Genomic DNA, 21,365 nt, shown 5'->3' on the forward strand with positions numbered 1-21,365 from the left:
TCGGCGGACCCCTCACCTGAAAAATCTATGACTTAGCTAAAGCTAAGATCATGATTTTTCTTCCTCTCCCACAAGGGGAGAGGTAACCCCGCCGCACCCTCACAGCATTACGTAATCACCGTCGGGGCATCACGACCCGTATGCTTTTTGATCCCGGCAATCGCATCCGCTGCCGCAATCAAGTCCGACAATGCTTCCTGCGTTTCGATATTGTGACGCGCTGCATCCGCCTCGTAACGCTCCACATAGAGACGCAGCGTTGCACCTGCCGTGCCGGTGCCGGAGAGGCGGATGACGATGCGGGAGCCGCCTTCGAAGAGGATGCGGATGCCCTGGTTTTTGCTGACCGAATGGTCGACCGGGTCGTTATAGGCAAAGTCGTCTGCGGCTTTCACCTTCAGGGCGCCGTAACTGGTGCCGGGCAGGGTTGCCAGCTTTTCGCGCAGGGTCGTAACCAGCGTGTTGGCTGCGTCGCTGTCCACTTCCTCGTAGTCGTGGCGGGAATAGTAGTTGCGGCCATATTCGGCCCAATGCTTGGTCACGATGTCCTTCACGCTTTCCTTGCGGGCAGCGACGATGTTCAGCCAGAACAGCACGGCCCAGAGGCCGTCCTTTTCGCGCACATGGTTGGAGCCGGTGCCGAAGCTTTCTTCGCCGCAGACGGTGACCTTGCCAGCGTCCAGCAGGTTGCCGAAGAACTTCCAGCCGGTTGGCGTTTCATATATGCCGATGCCGAGCTTTTCGGCCACGCGGTCCGCCGCCGCACTCGTCGGCATGGAGCGGGCGATGCCGGAAATGCCTGCCGCATAGCCGGGAGCAAGCTTGGCGTTCGCCGCGATGATGGCGAGACTGTCCGACGGGGTGACGAACATGCCTTTGCCGACCACCATGTTGCGGTCGCCGTCGCCATCGGAAGCAGCGCCGAAATCCGGGCCTTCCGGGCTCATCACGTCGTCATACATCTCCTTGGCATGAACGAGGTTCGGGTCCGGATGGTGGCCGCCGAAATCGGGCAGCGGCACGGAGTTACGAACCGAGCCCGCAGGTGCGCCGAGGCGCTTTTCGATGAGTTCCACCGCGTAAGGGCCGGTGACGGCACTCATCGAGTCGACCACGACCTTGAAGCCGCCTGCGATGAGGTTGCGGATGGCGTCGAAATCGAACAGTTCTTCCATCAGCGTGGCGTAATCGGCCACGGGGTCGATGACTTCAACGGCCATGCCCTCGACATCGCTTACGCCGATCGTGTCCAGATCGACATCGGAAGCCTCGGCGATGCGATAGGTCTCGATAGACTTGGTGCGGGCAAAGATGGCGTCGGTGATCTTTTCCGGTGCCGGGCCGCCATTGCCGATATTGTACTTGATGCCGAAATCTTCGTTAGGGCCGCCGGGATTGTGGCTGGCAGACAGCACGATACCGCCGAAGGCCTTGTATTTGCGGATGATATTGGAGGCTGCAGGCGTGGACAGAATGCCCCCCTGACCGACCAGAACCTTGCCGAAGCCGCTCGCTGCCGCCATCTTGATGGCTTTCTGGATGACCTCGCGGTTATAGTAACGGCCATCGCCGCCGATCACCAGCGTCTGGCCAGCAAAGCCTTCCAGGCTGTCGAAAATCGACTGGATGAAGTTTTCCGCGTAGTTTTCCTGCGCGAATACCGGCACCTTCTTTCGCAGGCCGGATGTGCCCGGCTTCTGGTCCTGAAACGGCGTGGTATGGACGGTCTTGATCGTCATTCAATGGCCTTTCGACGTAAGTTGGGCGTAAAGCGCGGCGTAAAGGCCTGCGCTTTTTTCCCAGGAAACATCCGATTTCATCCCCTGTTTCTGCATCTGCATCCACAGCTTCGGTTCTCGGTAATATCGTATGGTCCGGCGGAGTGCCTGGCGCAATCCATCCGGCGTAATGGAAGAAAACTGCACGCCTGTTGCCGTCTTGGCGGAAACGGCGGCGTGGTTGGCGTCGATAACCGTGTCGTTCAGGCCGCCATTGCGGGCAACCACCGGCACGCAGCCATAGCGCAGCGCATAAAGCTGTGTCAGGCCGCAGGGCTCGAAACGGGACGGGATGATGATGGCATCGCAGCCCGCCTGCATCATATGCGACAGTGGTTCGTTGTAACCGACGGCCACGCCCACGCGGCCCGGATGGCGCGAAGCTGCGGCAAGCAGCGCGCCCTCGAGCGCGATCTCACCGGCACCGAGCACCACGAGGCGTGCGCCCATCTCAACAATGTCATCCACCACCTCGGCAATGAGGTCGATGCCCTTTTGCCACGTAAGACGCGAGATGACGCAGAAGAGAGGCCCGCTATCCTGATCGATGCGGAAATGGCTGGCGACGGCGGCCTTGTTCAGGGCGCGCAGCTTGAGGTTTGCCGCAGAATAATTGTGCGGAATGAAATGGTCGGTCGCGGGATCCCAGACATCCGCATCGATGCCATTGACGATGCCATGCAGCGCATGAGCGCGGCTGCGGATGACGCCATCCAGACCCATGCCGAATTCCGGCGTCAGAATTTCCTCGGCATAGGAAGGGCTGACAGTGCTGAGCGCGGTTGCAGTCTGCAATCCACCCTTCAGAAAGCTGACATCGTTATAATATTCGATGCTTTCCGTGGAAAAAGCATGTGCGGGCAGGCGAAGCTCGCTGAAGATATTGGCGCCGAACTGGCCTTGAAAGGCGATGTTGTGGATCGTCAACAGGCTCGGAATTTCCGGTGTTTCAGCATAGCGCATATAGACCGGCGCCATGGCGGCCTGCCAGTCATGGGCGTGCAGCAGGTCCGGTTGCCAGCCTTGCAGTTTGCCCGAAGCGATCTCTGCGGCGGCCAGCGAAAGCGCTGCATAGCGTTTCCAGTTGTCGGGAAAATCCTTAGCCGTCGAATCGAGATAAGGCCCGGCAGGGCGGTCGTAGAAAGCGGGCGCATCGAGGATCAGGAGGTCCAGGCCCTCGTGATGGCCTTCGAGAAGATCGGCATGTTCTCCCAGAAGATCGGGAAACTCCCCGATCTTGCTCATGTCTTTCACGGCGGATTTGACCGCGGGGTAGCCCGGGATCAGCGTCCGCGTAGTCACGCCACAGGCTTTCAGCGCAATGGGAAGCGCGCCAGCAACATCGGCGAGCCCCCCTGTCTTGATCAGCGGATAGATTTCGGACGCAACCGAAAGAACTTTCATGAGGATTACAGGTCCAGCTTGTCGATCATCGATTGGGTTATCAGGCAGATACCGTTTTCGGTGCGGCGGAAACGTTTTGCATCGAGTATCGGGTCTTCTCCAACAATCAGTCCTTCCGGTATGACGACCCCGTGGTCGATGACGACATTGCTCAACTGGGCGTGGCGTCCAATCTTCACACTCGGCAGCACTACGGCATTCTCAAGGCGCGAATATGAATTTGCTCTGACACCTGTGAACAACAGGCTGCGGTTCAGCGAAGAACCGGAGATGATGCAGTCACCCGACACGACGGAGGAAACGGCGGAACCGCGACGGTTTTCATCGTCATGGACGAATTTCGCTGGCGGGTTGATTTCCGCGTAAGTCCAGATCGGCCAGGACTTGTCGTAGATATCGAGATCGGGAACGATGTCGGTCAGGTCGATATTGGCCTGCCAGTAGGCATCGATGGTGCCCACATCGCGCCAGTACGGCTCGTGCTCGAAATCCGAGCGAACGCACGAGGCGGCGAAGCGGTGCGCCACGGCCTTACCGTGCTGAACGATGTGGGGAATGATGTCCTTGCCGAAATCGCGGCTGGAATTGGGGTCGCTCGCATCGCGGCGCAGGGCGTCCATCAGGAACTTGGTGTGGAACACATAGATGCCCATGGAGGCCAGCGCGTATTCCTCGTTGCCGGGAATACCCGGCGGATCGGCAGGCTTTTCGATGAAGTTGATGATCTGGTCCTTGTCATCCACATGCATCACGCCGAAGCCGGTTGCTTCCATGCGTGGGACTTCCAGGCAGCCGATGGTCACATCCGCACCGGAATCCACATGCTGTTGCAGCATGTATTCATAGTCCATTTTATAGATATGGTCGCCCGCCAGAATGACCATATATTCGGGGCCGTGGGCCTCGATGATGTCGATGTTCTGATAAACGGCATCCGCCGTGCCTTCATACCATTGCGTTTCCGAAACGCGCTGGGAGGCGGGAAGAATATCGAAGCTTTCGTTACGTTCCGGGCGGAAGAAATCCCAGCCGCGCTGCAGGTGGCGGATCAGCGAATGCGCCTTGTATTGCGTGGCGACGCCGATACGGCGAATGCCGGAGTTCAGCGCGTTGGACAGCGCGAAATCGATGATGCGCGCCTTGCCGCCGAAATAGACTGCGGGCTTTGCGCGCCGGTCCGTCAGTTCCTTCAGGCGGCTGCCACGCCCGCCCGCGAGGACATAAGCCATTGCGTCGCGCGCCAGAGGCTGAATTCTTTTTTCACTCATCGGTGTGTCCTCCCATGAAAGTCCAATGTTCCCTTGATATGTCTTAGCGTCGATAGTGTTCGGCGCTTAATTCTCCGGCTCCAGCATGATGACGGCCAGCGGTGGCAGCGTCAGCGTCGCGCCAATTTTTCCTCCCGCATCCACGGCCTGCACCCGTCCTCCATTGCCTTTGCCGCTGCCGCCGTAAATCTCGGCATCGGTGTTCAGTACCTCGCGCCAGCGCCCGGCAGCCGGCAGCGGTACATAGAAATTTTCGCGATAGACCGGCGTCAGATTGCAGATGACGGCGACTGGCTTTTCTCCCGGAGCCCTGCGCAACCATGCAAAGACGGAGTTCTCATGGTCGTCGGCAGAAAGCCACTGGAAGCCTTCGGGCTCGCAATCGCGTGCATGCAGAGCGGCCTTCGAGCGGTACATGAAATTCAGGTCGCGCACGAGGCGGCGGATGCCCTCATGCATATGATATTGCAGCAGGTTCCAGTCCAGCGCGCCCTTTTCGCTCCACTCGCTCCATTGCGCGAATTCCTGACCCATGAAGAGCAGCTTCTTGCCGGGGTAGCCCCACATGAAGGCGTAATAGGCGCGCAGATTGGCGAATTTCTGCCAGTCGTCGCCCGGCATCTTGGCAATCATCGAACCCTTGCCGTGCACCACTTCATCGTGGGAAATCGGCAGCACGAAGTTTTCGCTGAAGGCATAGAGAAGGCCGAAGGTCAGTTCCTGATGGTGGAACTTGCGGTGCACCGGCTCACGCTGGAAATAGCTCAGCGTGTCGTGCATGAAGCCCATGTTCCACTTGAAGCCGAAGCCGAGACCGCCCTCATGAACAGGCTGCGAAACCTTGGGCCATGAGGTGGATTCTTCCGCAATGGTCATGACGCCCGGATGGTTGCCATAGACCAGCGTGTTCATCTTTTGCAGGAAGCGCACCGATTCCAGATTTTCGCGCCCGCCATATTCGTTGGGAATCCACTCGCCTTCCTTGCGGGAATAATCGAGGTAGAGCATGGAGGCGACGGCATCGACGCGCAGCCCGTCGAGATGGAATTTCTCGGCCCAGTAGAGCGCATTGTTGATGAGGTAGGACATGACCTCGACGCGACCGAAATTATAGATCGCGGTGTTCCAGTCCGGGTGGAAGCCCTGTCGCGGGTCGGCATGTTCGTAGAGCGCCGTGCCATCGAACCATTTCAGCCCGTGTTCGTCGGTCGGGAAATGGGCTGGCACCCAGTCGAGAATAACGCCGATGCCCACCTTGTGTGCGCCGTTGACGAAGCGGGCAAAGCCTTCCGGCTCGCCGAAGCGGGCGGTTGGGGCATAGAGGCCGGTGGTCTGGTAGCCCCATGAGGGGTCATAGGGATGTTCGGTGACGGGCAAAAACTCGATATGGGTAAACCCCATATCGGCGCAGTAGGGGATAAGGCGGGCGGCAAGCTCGTCCCAGGTCAGCATGTCGCCATTCTCATGCCGCTGCCATGAGGAGGCGTGGACCTCGTAGATGCTGATCGGCTGGCGGCGCTGGTCGATGCTGGCCCAATGCTGCCTATGCGCATCGTCTTCCCATTCCTGCACCAGTTCCGGCGTGGTGACGGACGCGTTTTTCGGGCGCAGTTCGGCACGCCGAGCATAGGGGTCTGCCTTCAGCGGCAGAAGCTCACCATGCGGACCGACGATTTCGAATTTGTAGGTACAGCCTGCATAGACGTCGGGCGCGAAGATTTCCCAGATGCCGGTGTCCTTGCGGAAGCGCATGACATGGCGGCGGCCATCCCAATTGTTGAAATCTCCAACGACGGAGACGCGCCGGGCATTGGGAGCCCAGACGGCAAAGTGAAAGCCCTCACAGCCTTCGAGCTTCAACGGGTGTGCACCCATCTTGTCGAACAGGCGCAGATGCGAGCCCTCGCGGACGAAATAATCGTCCATGGGGCCGAGAACCGGTCCGAAGCTGTATGGATCCGTCACCGCCCATTCGGCATCGTCGCGCAATGCGCGATAACGAACGGGCTGGCGCTTGGAAATGTCGATCGGCCCTTCGAAAAAGCCGTCCGGGTCCGTCCGCGTCAGCTCTCCGGCCACGGCTCCGTCAAGCGTCATGACGGTAACCTCTTCGGCGCCCGGAATGAAACAGCGGGCGACGAAGCCGCCCGGTGTCTGGTGGACACCGAGCACGGCGAATGGATTGGAATGCAAACCGCTCTTGATTGCCTCGATTTCAGCCTTTGCTATAGCGCCAGTCTTTTTCTCTTCGGCTTCATTGAGCGGTTTCTTCATCAGGCTCTCCAGATTTCGGTGGCGTATTGCCGGATCGTCCGGTCGGACGAGAACCAGCCCATGCGCGCCGTATTGCGAACAGTTTTTTCGTACCAGCTCGATGGCTCGCTCCAGATGGCGTCGACATCGCGCTGGGCCTGTGCGTAGGCATCGAAATCCGCGGCAACCATGAACCAGTCATTGTTGTAGATGCCGTCCATCAAAGCGGAAAAACGCGAACGGTCATCCGGCGAGAAGACACCGGAGGCAATCGATGAGACGGCCTGCGCAAGCTCCGTCGAGCTTTCAATGATGGCGCGCGGATTGTGCCCTTCGGCACGCGCCTTCGCCACTTCTTCCGCCGTCTTGCCGAAGATCACGATGTTTTCTTTACCGACATGTTCGAGCATTTCTACATTCGCGCCATCCAGCGTTCCGATGGTGAGCGCGCCGTTCAATGCGAATTTCATGTTGCCGGTACCGGAGGCTTCCATGCCTGCGGTGGAAATCTGTTCGGACAGGTCGGCAGCGGGAACCATGATTTCCGCAAGCGACACGTTGTAATTCGGAACAAATACCACTTTCAGGAGCCCACGCACTGCCGGATCGTTGTTGATGACGCGCGCGATATCGTTGGCAAGCTTAATGATGAGCTTCGCGTTGTGATAACTCGGCGCTGCCTTTCCGGCGAAGAACTTAACTCTTGGAACCCAATCCAGTTCCGGGTGGGAACGAATTTGGTCGTAAAGTGCCACGGCCTCGATCAGGTTGAGCAGCTGACGCTTATATTCGTGGATGCGCTTGATCTGGATATCGAACAGGGCCGACGGATCGATGCGGATGCCCATGCGCTGCGAAATGGTGTTTGCCAGCCGCACTTTGTTCTGCCGCTTGATCTCGGCAAACTTGTCGCGGAAGCCGCTATCGGTGGCGAAACGGTCGAGATCGATCAGCTTTTCGGCGTCATCCAGAAACGCATCGCCAATGGTTTCGCGGATCAGCCCGGTGAGGCCGGGGTTGCACTGCATCAGCCAGCGGCGCGGCGTGATGCCGTTGGTCTTGTTGTTGATGCGGTCCGGATAGAGCGTGTGAAGATCCGAAAAGACGGTTTCCTTCATCAGCTCGGTATGCAGCGCGGACACGCCGTTGATGGAGTGCGAGCCGATGAAGGCAAGGTTGCCCATGCGCACGCGGCGCTCGCCGCCTTCGTCGATCAGCGAGATGGAGCGGATCTGCGTATCCGTCATCTTCTTTTCCTTGCGCGCAAGGACGAGCGTATTGGCGTTGATCGCGTAGATGATCTGCATGTGGCGCGGCAGAAGCCGCTCCAGAAGCGGTACCGGCCAGCTTTCCAGCGCCTCGGGAAGAAGCGTGTGGTTGGTGTAGGAGAAGGTGCCGCGGGTGATCGTCCACGCTTCTTCGAATTCCAAGCCATGCACGTCGCACAGAAGGCGCATCATTTCGGCAATGGAAATGGCCGGGTGCGTATCGTTCAGCTGGATCGAGACCTTGTCCGCCAGATTGGTGAAATCCGGGTACTGCTGAAGATGACGGCGCAGAATGTCCTGTAGCGAGGCCGAGGAGAAGAAATATTCCTGACGCAGGCGCAGTTCCTGACCGGCGGGATTGGCATCCGCCGGGTAGAGAACGCGGGTCAGGGCTTCCGCCTTGTTGCTTTCGCGCAACGCGCCGATGTGGTCGCCCGCATTGAAGGCATCGAGCAGAATGGGGTCGATGGGCTGGGCAGACCAGAGGCGCAGCGTGTTGACGCGCGTGCCGCGCCAGCCGACGACGGGGGTGTCGTAGGCCATGGCGATCATGCGCTCGGCAGGCTTCCAGACAAAGCGCTGCGGCTCTTCATATCCGCCGACCGTATCGACCGAACCGCCGAAACCGATTTCGTAGGAGCTTTCGCGGCGCTCGAATTCCCAGGGGTTGCCGTGGGCAAGCCAGGTTTCCGGCAGTTCCACCTGCCAGCCATCGGCCATCTGCTGGCGGAAAAGGCCGTGCACGTAACGAATTCCGTAGCCATAGGCCGGAATATCGACGGTTGCCATGGATTCCATGAAGCAGGCGGCGAGACGTCCGAGACCGCCATTGCCGAGTGCGGCATCCGGCTCAAGGCCCGAGATGACATCGAAATCGACGCCAAGCGAATTCAGTGCTTCGCGAATTTCCTGCATCAGGCTGAGATTGGAGATGGCATCGCGCATGAGGCGGCCGATCAGGAATTCCAGCGACAGATAATAGACCCGCTTGCTGTCGTTCTGATACGCCTTGCGGGTGGATTCCATCCACTTGTCGATAATGCGGTCACGCACCACCAGAATGGTTGCCGTCAGCCAGTCATGCGGCTTGGCAACTTTCACGTCCTTGCCGATCCGGTAGGTCAGTCTTTCGATGATTTCGGAGGCAAGAACGTCCGGCTCTGAACTGCGCGGCGCGGGACGGGGAAGATCGTTGGTAGCAAGTTTATTGATCATTGGTCGGTCAGCACCTTGATGGGAGGAGAGGGCCTGATTCTGTCGATCCGTCAGTTGTTTCGATTGCAGTTTATGCATCGATAAGCGGCCGTGGCAACAGTCGTTTTTTGCAAAGATGGATTGTTGGAAACGACGGGTGAAACCCCCTCAAATAGCAGGGGCCACGCTTGTCGAACGACAGGCGCGGCCCCGTGGTTGTGGAAATGTTCCGGCGTATCAGTTCGTCAGGCGGCTGGGGATGCTTGCTGCCTTGCGCGCGATATCGCCGAAGGCGGCAACGATTTGTTCCATATTCTCAGGCGCATAGTAATTATCGGTGCTGCTGGCGCAGGCCTGTAGAAGCGACTTGCCCTTGTCCGGCGCCATGAAGGCGACGGTGAAAATCTTGATACCATCCGTTTTGGCCGCAGCGCACGTCGTGCGAACCTGTGCATCGATGGTACCGTTCCAGCTTGCGCTATTCCCCGTCATCTCACCGTCGGTCATCAACACGATGAAGCGCTGAAAGGATAGATTGCTGTTTGCCTTATGGGCGGCCGTCTCTGTCGCGTTTGTCGATTTGAGTGCCGTGAAAGCCGTGTTCAGAGCGTCATAGGCGTTGGTTCCGCCCGTGGGGTATTGGGGTATGGCCTGAACGTAAGTGTTGGCCTTGGACGTTCCCCAGTTCAGAGCCTGCGCTGAAAAGCTTGAGTCATTATAGGCAATCGCGCCGGTACGCACGAAAGTCGATTCCGGCGAACCGCCAGCCTTGTAGGAAATATCCGATCTGTTCAGCGTGTCTACCAGATAGGACACGGCTGTTTTCAGCGAGGTGCTCTTGTTGACGTAGCAGGGTTTGCTCGCTTTCAGATTTGGATAAGACGACCAGTTGGTGTCGGTGTAATTCTGGCAGGAGCTCTTGCTGCTATCCACGGTGTCGGTCTTGAACGACATGGAGCCCGACCGGTCGAGGACCAGATAGAGCGACATGGCCGCGCCCTTGTTGAAGCTGCTCTGTGCCGTGCTGCTGATGGAAAGGTTCATCGTCTTCAGGCCGATGAAGCCGAGCATCGGGTTCAGCGCGATAGGATAATTCACTGTTGCCGAGATATTGAAGATGGTGCCCCTGGAGGTTTCCGAACGGCTGGCAACGGGATCAGTGGCGGAATCGAGAGTATTGTCCGCGTCTTCCTCAAGGCTGCCTGCACTGTAATGCTTCATGAGAAGCTTCACATCCTGAGCATACTGTGCATCGGTTTTCTTGCCCTCATTTAGGCGCGCATCTGTTGCCACCGCAAGCGTTGCGCTGTCGGCAGCGTTCTGGAGGTCATCCTTGATCTGCATGACGCGGGTCATCTCAAGACCTGCACCTGCCGCACCCAGAAGAAGCGGCAAGGTGATTGCCGTCATCATGGCGAAATTGCCCTGCTCATCGGTAAGGAGAGACCTTATCGACTTCATGCCCGCAGCCCTCATGAACATCATGTCCACCCTAATTAGTAAATCATGATATTTGACTACAATTACCGCGTATAGATTTCCCTAACGGCAACCGGTCAATTTTATGCAGTCTTTAAAATGGGACGGTTTGCAGATGCTTATCTGCGCCATGTCGGCTTCCGGGACGATTTTTGCCGTCAGGCTGTTTCGTTGTGAAACGGCTCAAGCCTTGACCGGAATGACGTCCACGGCCTGTGTCGTCTGTTGGTTTCCGTAGCTTTTCAGCACACCGATCACCGGGGCTACGTCGGCGTAATCGCGGCCATAACCGACGACGATGTGGTCGCTGCCCGCGGCAATGTCATTGGTCGGGTCGAGCTCGATATAGCCGGTGGATTCGCCGCACCAGACGCGCACCCAGGCATGCATGGCGTCCGCACCTTCCAGCCGCTCCTTGCCGGGTGGCGGAATGGTGCGCAGGAAGCCACTGACATAGCCCGCGGGAATGCCGAGGCTGCGAAGCGCGCAGATCATGATGTGGGAAAAATCCTGGCAGACGCCGCGCTTCAGCTTGAAGGCTTGCGCAGGTGTCGTATCCACGGTGGTTGCCTCACTGTCATAGGTAAAATCCTTATAGATGCGCTTGCAAATGGCAAAGGCGATCTCGCGGATGGTCATGCCGGGCTTGGCCGTTTCCGCAGCGTAAGCGGCAATCGCAGCATTCTCACCGATGCGCGGGCTATTGCCCGCAAGGTGGTGCGGCGATTGCGGATCGAGCGACCAGACATGGGTCAGCTCCGCCTGCAACTTCGGCAGTTCGGGAGAGAAATCCGCGGTCAATGACGGGCTTTCCACCGAAACCCGCGCCTGCATGCGGATGTCCAGCTTGTCATGCGCATTGCGCAGATAGATCGAGGTCGCGCTCTGCTCGTAAAAATCGTTGAATACCGTGCGTTCATCCGGCGTCGGCGATACGCTGAGCGAGCCTGCAATCAGCCGCTGGCGACCGGGAATGGAGAGCGGCGTGACACGGATGATGTGGCGGGCGCCGGACGCAAGCGTATCGTAGATATAGCCCATGTGCAGAGAAAGATCGTAAAGCATGGACTATCCGAGATAGGTTTGCGCAAGAATGTCGGAGAGCTTTTCCAGATCCTTCTCCAACTGCCGGAAAACCGCGCCGGAGAGATTCTCGGACGTCATCACCGCAAGGCCGGAATGGATGCGCATCGCTTCACGATAGAAGGGCGACATCTGGCCATTGACGAAAGCGTTGGGCAGTTGCTCGACTTCCGTGCGGATTTCGTTGAGCTGGAAAAGAATGGAGCGCGGGTTGAGAGGGTCGAGCGCCAGGAGGTCCATCACCGTCAGCGCTGCCGTGTTCACATTGTATCGGCGGCGGTGCGTCATCACGCTATCGCCGATTTCCAGCAGCATGTCGTAGGAACCGTCCGGTGCATCCGCTCCGCCCATATGCGCCAGAAGCCGCGTCATATGCAGGCCGCGTTCCAGATAGCGCCCGATGGCAAGGAAGCGCCAGCCGGTGAAGCGATACATGTTTTCATGCACCAGACCGGCAAAGCCTGCGAGCTTGCGCAAAAGGATGGTCATGGCGTGGGTCGCGTCATCGCCCGCGCTGATCTTGCTCTGGAACCGTTTTGCAGTCTTTGCCAGATCGTTCAGTGCCAGCCAGCCATCCGGCGAGAAGCGGTCGCGGATGTTGCTGGCGGAATAGATGGCGCTGTTGATATTTGCGATCAGGCTGGCCGGAACCGGCTCTTCGACCTCGATATCGACGCTTTCGAGATAGCGCGTCACATGGGCGAGAAGCGGCTGCTTCGGATCGGCGGATTCGGCAAACCGTGCGTGCCAGGCGCGCAGGATACGCAACGCGCCTTCGGAGCGCTCGATATAGCGGCCCAGCCAGAAGAGATTATCCGCCGCCCGGCTCGGCAGCGAGCCCGGCATGTTGCGGGTGAAGTTTTCCTCTGGCGGCAGGAGCGTGGTGCGCTCCACCGGCTTGTTTGAGACGATCCAGACATCGGCGGCACTTCCGCCCGCCTGCATGGCAATCGCCGCCACATCGTTGCTGCGCCCGATGCGGGCAAAGCCGCCGGGCATGACCTGCCAGCCGTTTTCGGTGCGGGCAACGAAGACGCGAAGGCTCATGGGCCTTGGCACCAGCTTGCCATCAACGAAGGCAGGTGTGGTGGAAAGCGTGACGACCTCCTGGCCAACCAGCTTGTGGCCATCGCTCGCCAGCCAGTCGCTAATCGAATCCTTGGCGGTTTCACGCAGCGACGAGCCGAGAACGGACTGGCCGTTATCATCGAAAAAGGGCAGGCGAGAATAGGCGGGGCCGATCACCATGCGCTCTATATTGCGCGCCACCTGCTCACGCTCCGAAGGCTGGCCGCACCACCATGTGGCAATCGAAGGCATGGCAAGCTCTTCGCCAAGCAGCTGCCGACAGATGGCGGGCATGAAGGCCAGCAGTGCCCGCGTTTCCAGAATGCCCGCACCAAGCGCATTGACGATGCTGAGCGAACCGGCGCGCAGCGCCTGCACCATGCCGGGCGTGCCGATATGGGAGTTCTGGTCCAGTTCCAGCGGGTCGGCATAGGACGCATCCAGTCGCCGCCACAGCACGCCGATGGGTTTCAGGCCTGCGACGGTGCGCACCATCACGCGGTTGTTGACGACGGTCAGATCCTCGCCTTCCAGCAGCATGAAGCCGAGATAGCGGGCAATATAGGCATGTTCGAAATAGGTCTCGCTTGCCGGGCCGGGCGTCAGAACCGCAATGCGGTCATCCGGGTGCTGGCGGCGGGCCTGCAACGTGTCGCGAAACGCGCCGAAGAAGGAGGCGAGACGGTGCACATGGGATTCGGCATAGATATCGGAAAAGGCGCGGGTGGTCGCCACGCGGTTTTCCAGCGCAAAGCCAGCGCCGGAAGGGGCCTGCGTGCGGTCTGCCAGCACCCACCAGTTGCCATCCGGCCCACGCCCGATTTCGAAGGAACAGAAATGCAGGTAATGGCCACCAGCGGGTTTTACTCCTGCCAGCGGGCGCAGATATTCCGGGTTGGCGGCAATCAGCGATGGCGGCACGTAGCCCTGCTGCACGAGCTTGTTTTCGCCGTAGATATCGGCAACCACGGCCTCAAGCAGATTGGCGCGCTGGATGAGACCCTTGGATACCGCCTGCCACTCGGCCTCATCGATCAGGACCGGGACATGGGAAATCGGCCAGTTGCGCTCGCTGCCGCTATTGCTGCCGGGGGCGGCGCTGTAATCGCGGTAGAACACGCCAGCATCCCGCAGATAACGGTCGGTGCGGGAGAAGCGCTCCTGCAGCTCGCGCTCATCCATGCGCGACAGCGCCTTCACGAAGGGTTGCCAGACGGGGCGTATGCGCCCGTGAATATCCAGCATTTCATCGGCAACGCCGGGCAGGGCGCGATAGCCGAGCATGGAGGCCATGCCGGTTTCCTTGTCCCTACGTTCCATTGCCGGAGCTTTTACCACCTTACATTCCTTGCGGGCGTCTCAAATCGAGTGTCAACGGGAACTCCGGCGACACGGCTTCCGGCCAGAGCGTAAACTCACCGCCAGTGTGTCCCCAGGGTTCGAAGCGTGCCAGCCGCCTTGCTTCCGCTTCGTTTCCATTGACGGGAAATGTCTCATAATTTCGCCCGCCCGGATGGGCAACATGATAGATGCAGCCGCCGATAGAACGCTTCGACCATGTATCATAAATGTCGAAGGTCAAGGGCGTATTGACGGGCAGGACTGGGTGAAGACCGGACGCCGGTTGCCACGCCTTGAAACGCACGCCCGCAACAGAGACGCTCGCCTGCTCCGTCTGCTTCAAAGGAACCGCGCGGCCATTGCAGGAGACGGTGTAACGGGCGGGATTGGCCGTTTCCAGCCGTACCTGAAGACGCTCGACGGACGAATCGACATAGCGCACTGTGCCGCCGATGGCACCCTGCTCGCCCATGACGTGCCACGGCTCCAGCGCCTGGCGAAGCTCCAGCTTCGAGCCCTCATATTCCACCTCGCCGAAGAAGGGGAAACGGAACTCCAGCTGGGCTGCGAACCATTCCGGCTTCAGGTCGAATCCATGTTCGCGCAAATCGGCCAGTACATTGAGAAAATCCGCCCAGACGTAATGCGGCAGCATGAAGCGATCGGCAAGCGCCGTTCCCCAGCGCACGAATTTGCCGCCAATCGGGTTCTTCCAGAACCGCGCAATCAGCGCCCGCACCAGCAATTGCTGGGCAAGCGACATGCGCGCATTCGGCGGCATTTCGAAGCCACGAAACTCCACGAGACCAAGGCGACCCGTCGGGCCATCCGGCGAGAACAGCTTGTCGATGCAGATTTCGGAGCGGTGCGTATTGCCGGTGACATCGGTCAGAAGATTGCGGAACAGCCGGTCCACCAGCCATGGCAGGGGAGCTACGCCTTCGCCCGGTGCAGGCACCTGCGCCATCGCGATTTCCAGTTCGTAGAGGCTGTCATGCCGCGCCTCATCAATGCGCGGCGCCTGACTTGTCGGGCCGATGAAAAGGCCGGAAAAGAGATAGGACATGGAAGGGTGGCGCTGCCAGTGCAACACAAGGCTCTTCAGCAGGTCCGGTCTTCGCAGGAAGGGGCTGTCATTGGGGTTCGCGCCGCCCACGACCACATGGTTGCCGCCGCCGGTGCCGGTGTGGCGACCGTCGATCATGAACTTGTCCGCCCCCAGCCGTGACTGGCGGGCATCCTCGTAAATGGCGGTGGTGATATCGACGCAGTCCTTCCAGCTCGCAGCCGGATGAATATTGACCTCGATGACACCGGGATCGGGCGCCACGCGAATGACATTCATCCGCTCATCATGCGGCGGCGCATAACCTTCGATGTGAACGGGCAGTCCCAGATCCGTCGCAGCAGCTTCGGCGGCGGTGACAAGATCGAGATAATCCTCTATCCGCTCCACCGGCGGCATGAAGACGCAAAGTCGCCCATCACGCGCTTCCACAGACATGGCCGTGCGAACTTCGCCGCCAATATCGCTGATCTGCTGCTCTATGCGCCCCTGCGTTGCCACATCGCTTGCCTGGAACGAGGCTTCCGGCATGCTGCGGGCAGAGGGCGGCACCGCGTCGGCCAGAGGGCCGCGCGGAATGGATGGATCGGCCTCGTGAATATAAGGGTAGGACGATGGCGGCACATGCGGCAGCGTGCCGAGCGGCAGGCGGTAGCCAACGGCGCTATCGCCCGGCACGAGGAAAATCCGTCCACGCCGCGTGCGCCACTTCTCGCTCATCCAGCGTCTTTGGCCGGATGCCTGCGCATTCCATGCCTGCACGGGCAGAATATAACCGGTCGGTTCCGTCAGTCCGCGCTCGAAAACGCGGGCGATGCGGTTTCGCTCTTCCGGGTCCTTCAACTTCGAATTGGACGGATCGACATTATCGGGAAGGTTTGCCTCCTTGATCAGCCATTCCGCGGGATCTTCGTAAGCAGGCAGCACCAGATCGTTCGCGATGCCGAGATGACCGGCGATGGAGGTCAACAAGCGTTCCGCATCCGAAGAACTGACGCCGGTGTCGGTGCCCTCACGCGCCACGAGATCGGGATTATGCCAGACCGGCTGGCCGTCCTTGCGCCAATAGAGCGAGAAGGTCCAACGCGGCAGGCTTTCGCCGGGATACCATTTGCCCTGTCCGTAATGCAGGAAGCCGTTGGGCGCAAAGCGTTCGCGCAGCTTGCGGATCAGTATATCGGCCTTTTCCCGCTTGGTAGGACCAACCGCGCCCGTGTTCCACTCATCGGATTCGAAATCATCGATAGAGACGAAGGTCGGCTCGCCACCCATGGTCAGGCGCACCTCCTGCGCGTTGAGCGCCCGATCCACCGTTTCGCCAAGCGCATTCAACTGTTCCCAGCTTTCATCCGAAAAAGGCTTGGTGATGCGCGGATGTTCGGCCACGCGGGTCACTCTCATATCGAAAGCGAATTCGGTATTGGCCTGCCCGTAATAGCCGCCGGAAATCGGCGCGGCGTTGCGATAATGCGGCGTGGCGGAAAGCGGTATGTGGCTCTCGCCGGTCAGAAGACCGGATGTCGGATCGAGGCCGACCCAGCCCGCGCCGGGAAGATAAACCTCTGCCCAGGCATGGAGATCGGTGAAATCCACTTCCGTTCCCGAAGGCCCGTCCAGCGCCTTCAGGTCTGGCGCAAGCTGGATCAGATAGCCGGAAACGAAGCGGGCCGCGAGACCCAGATTGCGCAGCACCTGCACCAGAAGCCAGCTGGTATCGCGGCAGGAGCCCTTGCCGGAGGCGAGCGTTTCTTCCGGCGTCTGCACGCCGGGCTCCATGCGAATGACATAGCCGATTTCCTGCTGCAGCCGCGCATTCAGCCCCACCACCATATCGACGGTGGTCTGGCCGGGCGTCCTGTCGATTGTCTGCATCAGCGCATTGAACAGCGGCCCGCCATGTTCGGGCGTGCGATAGATCGACAGGTCTTCCTTCAGCGTTTCAGGATAATCGAACGGCCACTTGGTGGCGCTTTCCTCAACGAAGAAATCGAAGGGATTATAGACCGTCATATCCGCGACAAGATCGACCTCGATCTTGAACTCGCTCACCGGTTCCGGAAAAACGAAGCGGGCCTGGAAGTTGCCGTAGGGATCCTGCTGAAGATTGACGAAGTGGTTGGCAGGCGTGACCTTCAGCGAGTGGCTGATGACCTTGGTGCGCGAATGCGGTGCCGGTTTCAGTCTTATGATCTGCGGTCCGAGGCGGACGGGCGTGTCGTATTTATAATGCGTCAGGTGATAGATGCTGGCTTTGATCGACATGCGTGCCCTTGCCCGGATTTTACCGGTCTATGCGGATTGTTCCGCCCCCTCTGTTGCCAGGATTTTGTGCAATGCACGCGAATAAAGCAAGGAACATTTGACGTGCTTTCTGCATTCGCTCGCACATGATTTGCCGGGGCAATACGCCGTGTGTGGACAAGTACCGGCGGAATGATATTGCTGTCATGACAAAGACAGATGATCCGTTTTGATAAGAATCATCGTTTCGGCGATTTCAGGAAGTGGCAAGATATTGATGACGCAAGGAAATTCCCCGGCGGAAGCTGCCACTTACGCAAGTTTCGATCTCACTTTCAGGTCGCAGCTCGGCGTCATGCGCGATGCATTCTGGACGTCTCCGGTGCGCAACCGCCTCATCCTGCTGGCCTGCGGCCTGCTCACCATCATCCTCGTCACCGCTTATGGTCAGGTGAAACTGAACGAGTGGAATGCACCCTTCTATAATGCGCTGGAACGGCGTGATCTGACCGCCTTCCTGCATCAGTTGGAGGTCTTCGTAGTGATTGCGGGCTCCCTGCTTCTGCTCAACGTGTTTCAGACCTGGCTGAACCAGATGACGGCGCTCAATATGCGCGAAGGGCTGGCGAAAGACATGGTGGACCAGTGGCTGAAACCGGGGCGCGCCGCGAAGCTTTCCAGCTTCGGTTCCATCGCCATCAACCCGGACCAGCGCCTGCATGACGATGTGCGCAACCTTGCCGAAAGCAGCACGGCACTCGCCATCGGCCTCGTCAACGCCACCATCATCCTCGTCAGCTTCATCGGCGTTTTGTGGAGCCTCTCTGCCGGTTTTGCCATCGAGATCAATGGGCAGATGATGGCTATTCCCGGTTACATGGTCTGGGCGGCCTTGGTCTATGCGGGCTCGGCCTCCCTGCTCAGCAATCTCGTCGGCTACCGGCTGGTGCCGCTCAATGCGGAGCGCTACTCCAAGGAGGCGGAGCTGCGTTTCTCGCTGATGCGGGCCAGTGAAAACCTCACCGCGATTACCCTTTCGCGCGGGGAAAAGAACGAGCGTCACCGCATTCGCGAGGATATCGATGCGGTGCTGGGCGTCATTCGCGGTCTTGCCATGGCGCTCACCCATCTGACATGGGTCTCTGCCGGTTATGGCTGGCTCGCCATCGTCGCGCCCATCCTGATCGCAGCACCCGTTTATTTCTCCGGCAACCTTACCTTCGGTGGCCTGATGATGGCGGTGGGCGCGTTCAACCAGGTCAATGTGGCACTGCGCTGGTATATCGATAATTTCGGCCCTATCGCCAGCTGGAAGGCCACCTTGCAGCGCGTGTCCATCTTTCGCAACGCTCTGGTTCAGATGGACAGCGTGGAGCGGCACGGCAATGCCATCGAGATCAACCGTTCCGCAACCGATCTCGTCAGCATTTCCTCGGTCGAGATCAGCCCGGATGCGGGCGGGCAGGATATGTCGCGCATCTTTCGCCTGCGCGAAGCACCCGTCGAAATCGCGGTCGGTGACCGGGTGATGATCAATGGCGATCAGGGCGTCAATCGCCGCCTGTTCTTTGCCGCTCTGGCGGGGCTGTGGCCATGGGGCAGGGGCTCCATCACCATGCCGCCGCGCGAAGAAACGCTGTTCATCGCCCAGCACGGCTATCTGCCAGCCGCGCCGTTGCGCGAAATTCTTTCCTATCCGCGCAGTCCACAGAGGTTCAAGGAGCAGGATTTTCTCGATGCCATGCAGCTTTGCGGTCTTGGCCACATCATCCCGCGCATGGACGATAATATTCGCTGGGACAAGAAGTTCGATTCCGATGAACAGGCCTCTATTCGCGTGGCCAATGCCGTGTTGCTGAAACCGCGCTGGCTGCTCATCGATGATCTTCTCGAAGGTCTGGAGACCGAAACCATCGACCGACTGACTGCGGTGCTGGACGGCATGAAGGATACCGCAATCGTCTATATCGGTCGCTCAGAAGCCGTGCTCCAGACGCTATCGCCGCGCGTGCTGCATCTCGAACTCGTCAAGACCGAGCCAGCAGCATAGGCGTCAATTCGCGATCCTGCCCGGGTATCTTGATATAGATTTCAGCCTGCGGTGTCGGCGGCCCCTGTAATGTCAGCATGAAGGGTGCCGTGATCACGATGGAAATTATTGCCAGCAGCCCAGCTACGATGGCCAGATCGTACCGCTGCTGTTTGACCTCATTGCCACTCCAGTCATATGCCATTTCGGAACCCTCACCCGCATCTGGAAGTATATGAAGATAAGCTAATTCAACGATAGACTGCCAAAACATGGTTAATGAAGACTTAGCGATGCGCGTGCTTTCTTGTGATCGTGGAGCGCTCCAGCCGCCTCCTCTGCGCTACACGAAAGGCAGCCGCGACGAATCCGCTATTGGAGAGGCGAGGGGCCTTGCGCTATTTCCTGTACCGGGAGGTCGCGACAAGAAGGTTTTCGATTATGGATATGCAACCGCCCACCGATATGGAGCTGACGCTCCGCACCCTCGCCATGCCCGCCGATGCCAACCCCGCAGGCGATATTTTCGGTGGCTGGGTCATGTCCCAGATGGACCTGGCCGCCTTCGTGCGCGCCAATGATGTGGCAGGCGGCCGCACGGTAACCGTCGCCGTCAACGAAATCGTCTTCAAAAAGCCGGTCAAGATCGGCGACACGCTCTGTGTTTACACCAGCATCGAAAAAGTCGGCCGAACCTCGATCACCCTAAAAATAGAAGCCTGGACCCGCCGCCATTCGCAGCAATCCCGCGACAAAGTCACCGAAGCCGTGTTCATCATGGTGGCAGTGGATGATGAGGGGAACCCGCGGGCGGTCAGAGGTTAGCCGCCACATCAAGAAACAGTGCTCACTCCTTGGGCGACATGCTCTTCGTGTGATCGACCCCGCATCGTGAGCAACGCTTGTTCGGCCAAGGATGGTAGATGTAGAAGTGCCCGTCTGTCTTGAACAGCGACAGATGACATGACGGGCAGGCACAAAAAAAGATGACGCCAAGCACGTGGACCAGGGCGAAAAATCCTCCGACTTCTGAACTATTGACGCCCAGAGAATAAGAAAGCGCGGGTAGCCAGTCGGGTGATGTCATCAGAGCCGCCGCAGACAAAACGATAAATAGCCAAGCCTTGAAATAAAGTGACATTGGCGCGCGGCCCTGTTTCATCCAACCACCCTGACGATGGCATTAGAACCCGAGTAAACCTGAAACTGCAAGTCGGTTCGGCCACGCCTCAAAATATTTCCGGCAGACGTCTCGACTCCAAAAGAAAAAGGCCCTGCGATTTCTCGCAAGGCCTTGATCCGAATAGGGATGGTGGGCGTGACAAGGATCGAACTTGTGACCCCTACGATGTCAACGTAGTGCTCTCCCGCTGAGCTACACGCCCTCCGTTGCGGCGCATAAATCACAAAATCGGATGGAGCGTCAACTGCATTTTTCGATTTTGTGACAGGTTTTTTCAGAACCCTTATGCCACAAGGAGTTTGTTGACTTCATCCACGAGGTCTCGCAGGTGGAAAGGCTTGGAAAGCACCTTCGCATCCTTCGGCGCCTTCGAATCGGCGTTGAGCGCAACGGCTGCGAAACCGGTGATGAACATGACCTTGAGGTCGGGGTCGAGTTCGGTGGCGCGGCGCGCCAGCTCGATGCCGTCCATTTCAGGCATGACGATATCGGTCAAAAGCAGGGAAAAAGGCTCTTCGCGAAGCCGATCATATGCGCTTGCGCCGTTATCGAAGGACGATACCTTGTATCCTGCCTTTTCCAGCGCCTTCACGAGGAAGCGGCGCATATCATTGTCGTCTTCGGCGAGAAGAATTTTCTGAACCATGTAAGTGACCGTAACTACAGAATTATTGGAATACCCTATCCCGATCGTACCATTCTTTGCGTAA

General features: G+C 58.9%; 14 protein-coding genes and 1 tRNA gene. 2 read left to right on the forward strand and 13 right to left on the reverse strand.

Features of this window, described 5'->3' with window-relative positions; genetic code table 11:
• Positions 1–107: 107 nt before the first annotated feature.
• From CFBP5473_RS03015 to CFBP5473_RS03055, 9 genes are all read right to left on the reverse strand, one after another.
• Positions 108–1,739: an alpha-D-glucose phosphate-specific phosphoglucomutase gene (locus CFBP5473_RS03015; RefSeq protein ID WP_027675533.1), complete on the reverse strand. Its 1,632-nt coding sequence runs from the start codon at positions 1,737–1,739 to the stop codon at positions 108–110.
• Complete coding sequence (gene glgA, locus CFBP5473_RS03020) at positions 1,740–3,182, reverse strand: glycogen synthase GlgA (protein WP_027675534.1); 1,443 nt, start codon at positions 3,180–3,182, stop codon at positions 1,740–1,742.
• A gap of 5 nt (positions 3,183–3,187) precedes the next feature.
• On the reverse strand, positions 3,188–4,450 hold the full coding sequence (gene glgC / locus CFBP5473_RS03025; protein ID WP_027675535.1) for a glucose-1-phosphate adenylyltransferase: 1,263 nt from the start codon (positions 4,448–4,450) through the stop codon (positions 3,188–3,190).
• Between the two features lie 66 nt (positions 4,451–4,516).
• Entirely contained in the window at positions 4,517–6,724 is a 2,208-nt protein-coding gene (glgB, locus tag CFBP5473_RS03030; protein WP_027675536.1) for a 1,4-alpha-glucan branching protein GlgB, read from the reverse strand.
• Positions 6,724–9,186, reverse strand: a complete 2,463-nt coding sequence (locus CFBP5473_RS03035) for a glycogen/starch/alpha-glucan phosphorylase (RefSeq protein ID WP_027675537.1) — start codon at positions 9,184–9,186, stop codon at positions 6,724–6,726. Before CFBP5473_RS03035 ends, glgB begins: the two co-directional genes overlap by 1 nt.
• 216 nt (positions 9,187–9,402) lie before the next feature.
• Positions 9,403–10,626 (reverse strand): vWA domain-containing protein, encoded by a 1,224-nt coding sequence (locus CFBP5473_RS03040; protein WP_234881774.1) that lies wholly within the window; start codon positions 10,624–10,626, stop codon positions 9,403–9,405.
• A 201-nt stretch (positions 10,627–10,827) separates the two neighbouring features.
• Positions 10,828–11,709, reverse strand: coding sequence for a transglutaminase family protein (locus tag CFBP5473_RS03045; protein WP_027675539.1), 882 nt, complete (start codon positions 11,707–11,709; stop codon positions 10,828–10,830).
• Between the two features lie 3 nt (positions 11,710–11,712).
• A complete protein-coding gene (locus CFBP5473_RS03050; protein ID WP_027675540.1) occupies positions 11,713–14,133 on the reverse strand; it encodes a circularly permuted type 2 ATP-grasp protein in 2,421 nt (806 codons plus the stop codon).
• A 1-nt stretch (position 14,134) separates the two neighbouring features.
• A complete protein-coding gene (locus CFBP5473_RS03055) occupies positions 14,135–17,464 on the reverse strand; it encodes a transglutaminase family protein (RefSeq protein ID WP_027675541.1) in 3,330 nt (1,109 codons plus the stop codon).
• A 256-nt stretch (positions 17,465–17,720) separates the two neighbouring features.
• Between CFBP5473_RS03055 and CFBP5473_RS03060 the strand changes: the two genes are divergently transcribed.
• On the forward strand, positions 17,721–19,493 hold the full coding sequence (locus tag CFBP5473_RS03060) for an ABC transporter ATP-binding protein/permease (RefSeq protein WP_037170988.1): 1,773 nt from the start codon (positions 17,721–17,723) through the stop codon (positions 19,491–19,493).
• On the opposite strand, the gene CFBP5473_RS03065 is transcribed toward CFBP5473_RS03060, so the two are convergent.
• Positions 19,471–19,677 carry a hypothetical protein gene (locus CFBP5473_RS03065; RefSeq protein WP_027675543.1) on the reverse strand — a complete coding sequence of 69 codons (207 nt, stop codon included), beginning with the start codon at positions 19,675–19,677 and terminating at the stop codon, positions 19,471–19,473. The two genes, CFBP5473_RS03060 and CFBP5473_RS03065, sit on opposite strands and share 23 nt — an antisense overlap.
• Before the next feature lie 236 nt (positions 19,678–19,913).
• Here CFBP5473_RS03065 and CFBP5473_RS03070 point away from each other — a divergent pair, with 236 nt between their 5' ends.
• Positions 19,914–20,297, forward strand: coding sequence for an acyl-CoA thioesterase (locus CFBP5473_RS03070; RefSeq protein ID WP_027675544.1), 384 nt, complete (start codon positions 19,914–19,916; stop codon positions 20,295–20,297).
• Positions 20,298–20,319: 22 nt separating this feature from the next.
• Here CFBP5473_RS03070 and CFBP5473_RS03075 read toward each other — a convergent pair whose 3' ends face one another.
• The 3 genes from CFBP5473_RS03075 to cpdR all read right to left on the reverse strand — a co-directional run bounded on the left by CFBP5473_RS03075 (position 20,320) and on the right by cpdR (position 21,301).
• Complete coding sequence (locus tag CFBP5473_RS03075; RefSeq protein WP_136954309.1) at positions 20,320–20,634, reverse strand: hypothetical protein; 315 nt, start codon at positions 20,632–20,634, stop codon at positions 20,320–20,322.
• A gap of 148 nt (positions 20,635–20,782) precedes the next feature.
• A tRNA-Val gene (locus tag CFBP5473_RS03080) sits at positions 20,783–20,857 on the reverse strand.
• Positions 20,858–20,938: 81 nt separating this feature from the next.
• On the reverse strand, positions 20,939–21,301 hold the full coding sequence (cpdR, locus tag CFBP5473_RS03085) for a cell cycle two-component system response regulator CpdR (RefSeq protein WP_027675545.1): 363 nt from the start codon (positions 21,299–21,301) through the stop codon (positions 20,939–20,941).
• Positions 21,302–21,365: the final 64 nt, after the last annotated feature.

Origin of the sequence: Agrobacterium larrymoorei (assembly GCF_005145045.1) — a bacterium.
Taxonomy (GTDB): Bacteria; Pseudomonadota; Alphaproteobacteria; order Rhizobiales; family Rhizobiaceae; genus Agrobacterium; species Agrobacterium larrymoorei.

Bases quoted from the DNA above. Each gene is read 5' to 3' on its own strand.
- CFBP5473_RS03015 (WP_027675533.1), bottom strand. From the start codon at position 1,739: ATGACGATCAAGACCGTCCATACCACGCCGTTTCAGGACCAGAAGCCG.
- glgA (WP_027675534.1), bottom strand. From the start codon at position 3,182: ATGAAAGTTCTTTCGGTTGCGTCCGAAATCTATCCGCTGATCAAGACA.
- glgC (WP_027675535.1), bottom strand. From the start codon at position 4,450: ATGAGTGAAAAAAGAATTCAGCCTCTGGCGCGCGACGCAATGGCTTAT.
- glgB (WP_027675536.1), bottom strand. From the start codon at position 6,724: ATGAAGAAACCGCTCAATGAAGCCGAAGAGAAAAAGACTGGCGCTATA.
- CFBP5473_RS03035 (WP_027675537.1), bottom strand. From the start codon at position 9,186: ATGATCAATAAACTTGCTACCAACGATCTTCCCCGTCCCGCGCCGCGC.
- CFBP5473_RS03040 (WP_234881774.1), bottom strand. From the start codon at position 10,626: ATGAAGTCGATAAGGTCTCTCCTTACCGATGAGCAGGGCAATTTCGCC.
- CFBP5473_RS03045 (WP_027675539.1), bottom strand. From the start codon at position 11,709: ATGCTTTACGATCTTTCTCTGCACATGGGCTATATCTACGATACGCTT.
- CFBP5473_RS03055 (WP_027675541.1), bottom strand. From the start codon at position 17,464: ATGTCGATCAAAGCCAGCATCTATCACCTGACGCATTATAAATACGAC.
- CFBP5473_RS03060 (WP_037170988.1), top strand. From the start codon at position 17,721: ATGACGCAAGGAAATTCCCCGGCGGAAGCTGCCACTTACGCAAGTTTC.
- CFBP5473_RS03065 (WP_027675543.1), bottom strand. From the start codon at position 19,677: ATGGCATATGACTGGAGTGGCAATGAGGTCAAACAGCAGCGGTACGAT.
- CFBP5473_RS03070 (WP_027675544.1), top strand. From the start codon at position 19,914: ATGGATATGCAACCGCCCACCGATATGGAGCTGACGCTCCGCACCCTC.
- CFBP5473_RS03075 (WP_136954309.1), bottom strand. From the start codon at position 20,634: ATGAAACAGGGCCGCGCGCCAATGTCACTTTATTTCAAGGCTTGGCTA.
- cpdR (WP_027675545.1), bottom strand. From the start codon at position 21,301: ATGGTTCAGAAAATTCTTCTCGCCGAAGACGACAATGATATGCGCCGC.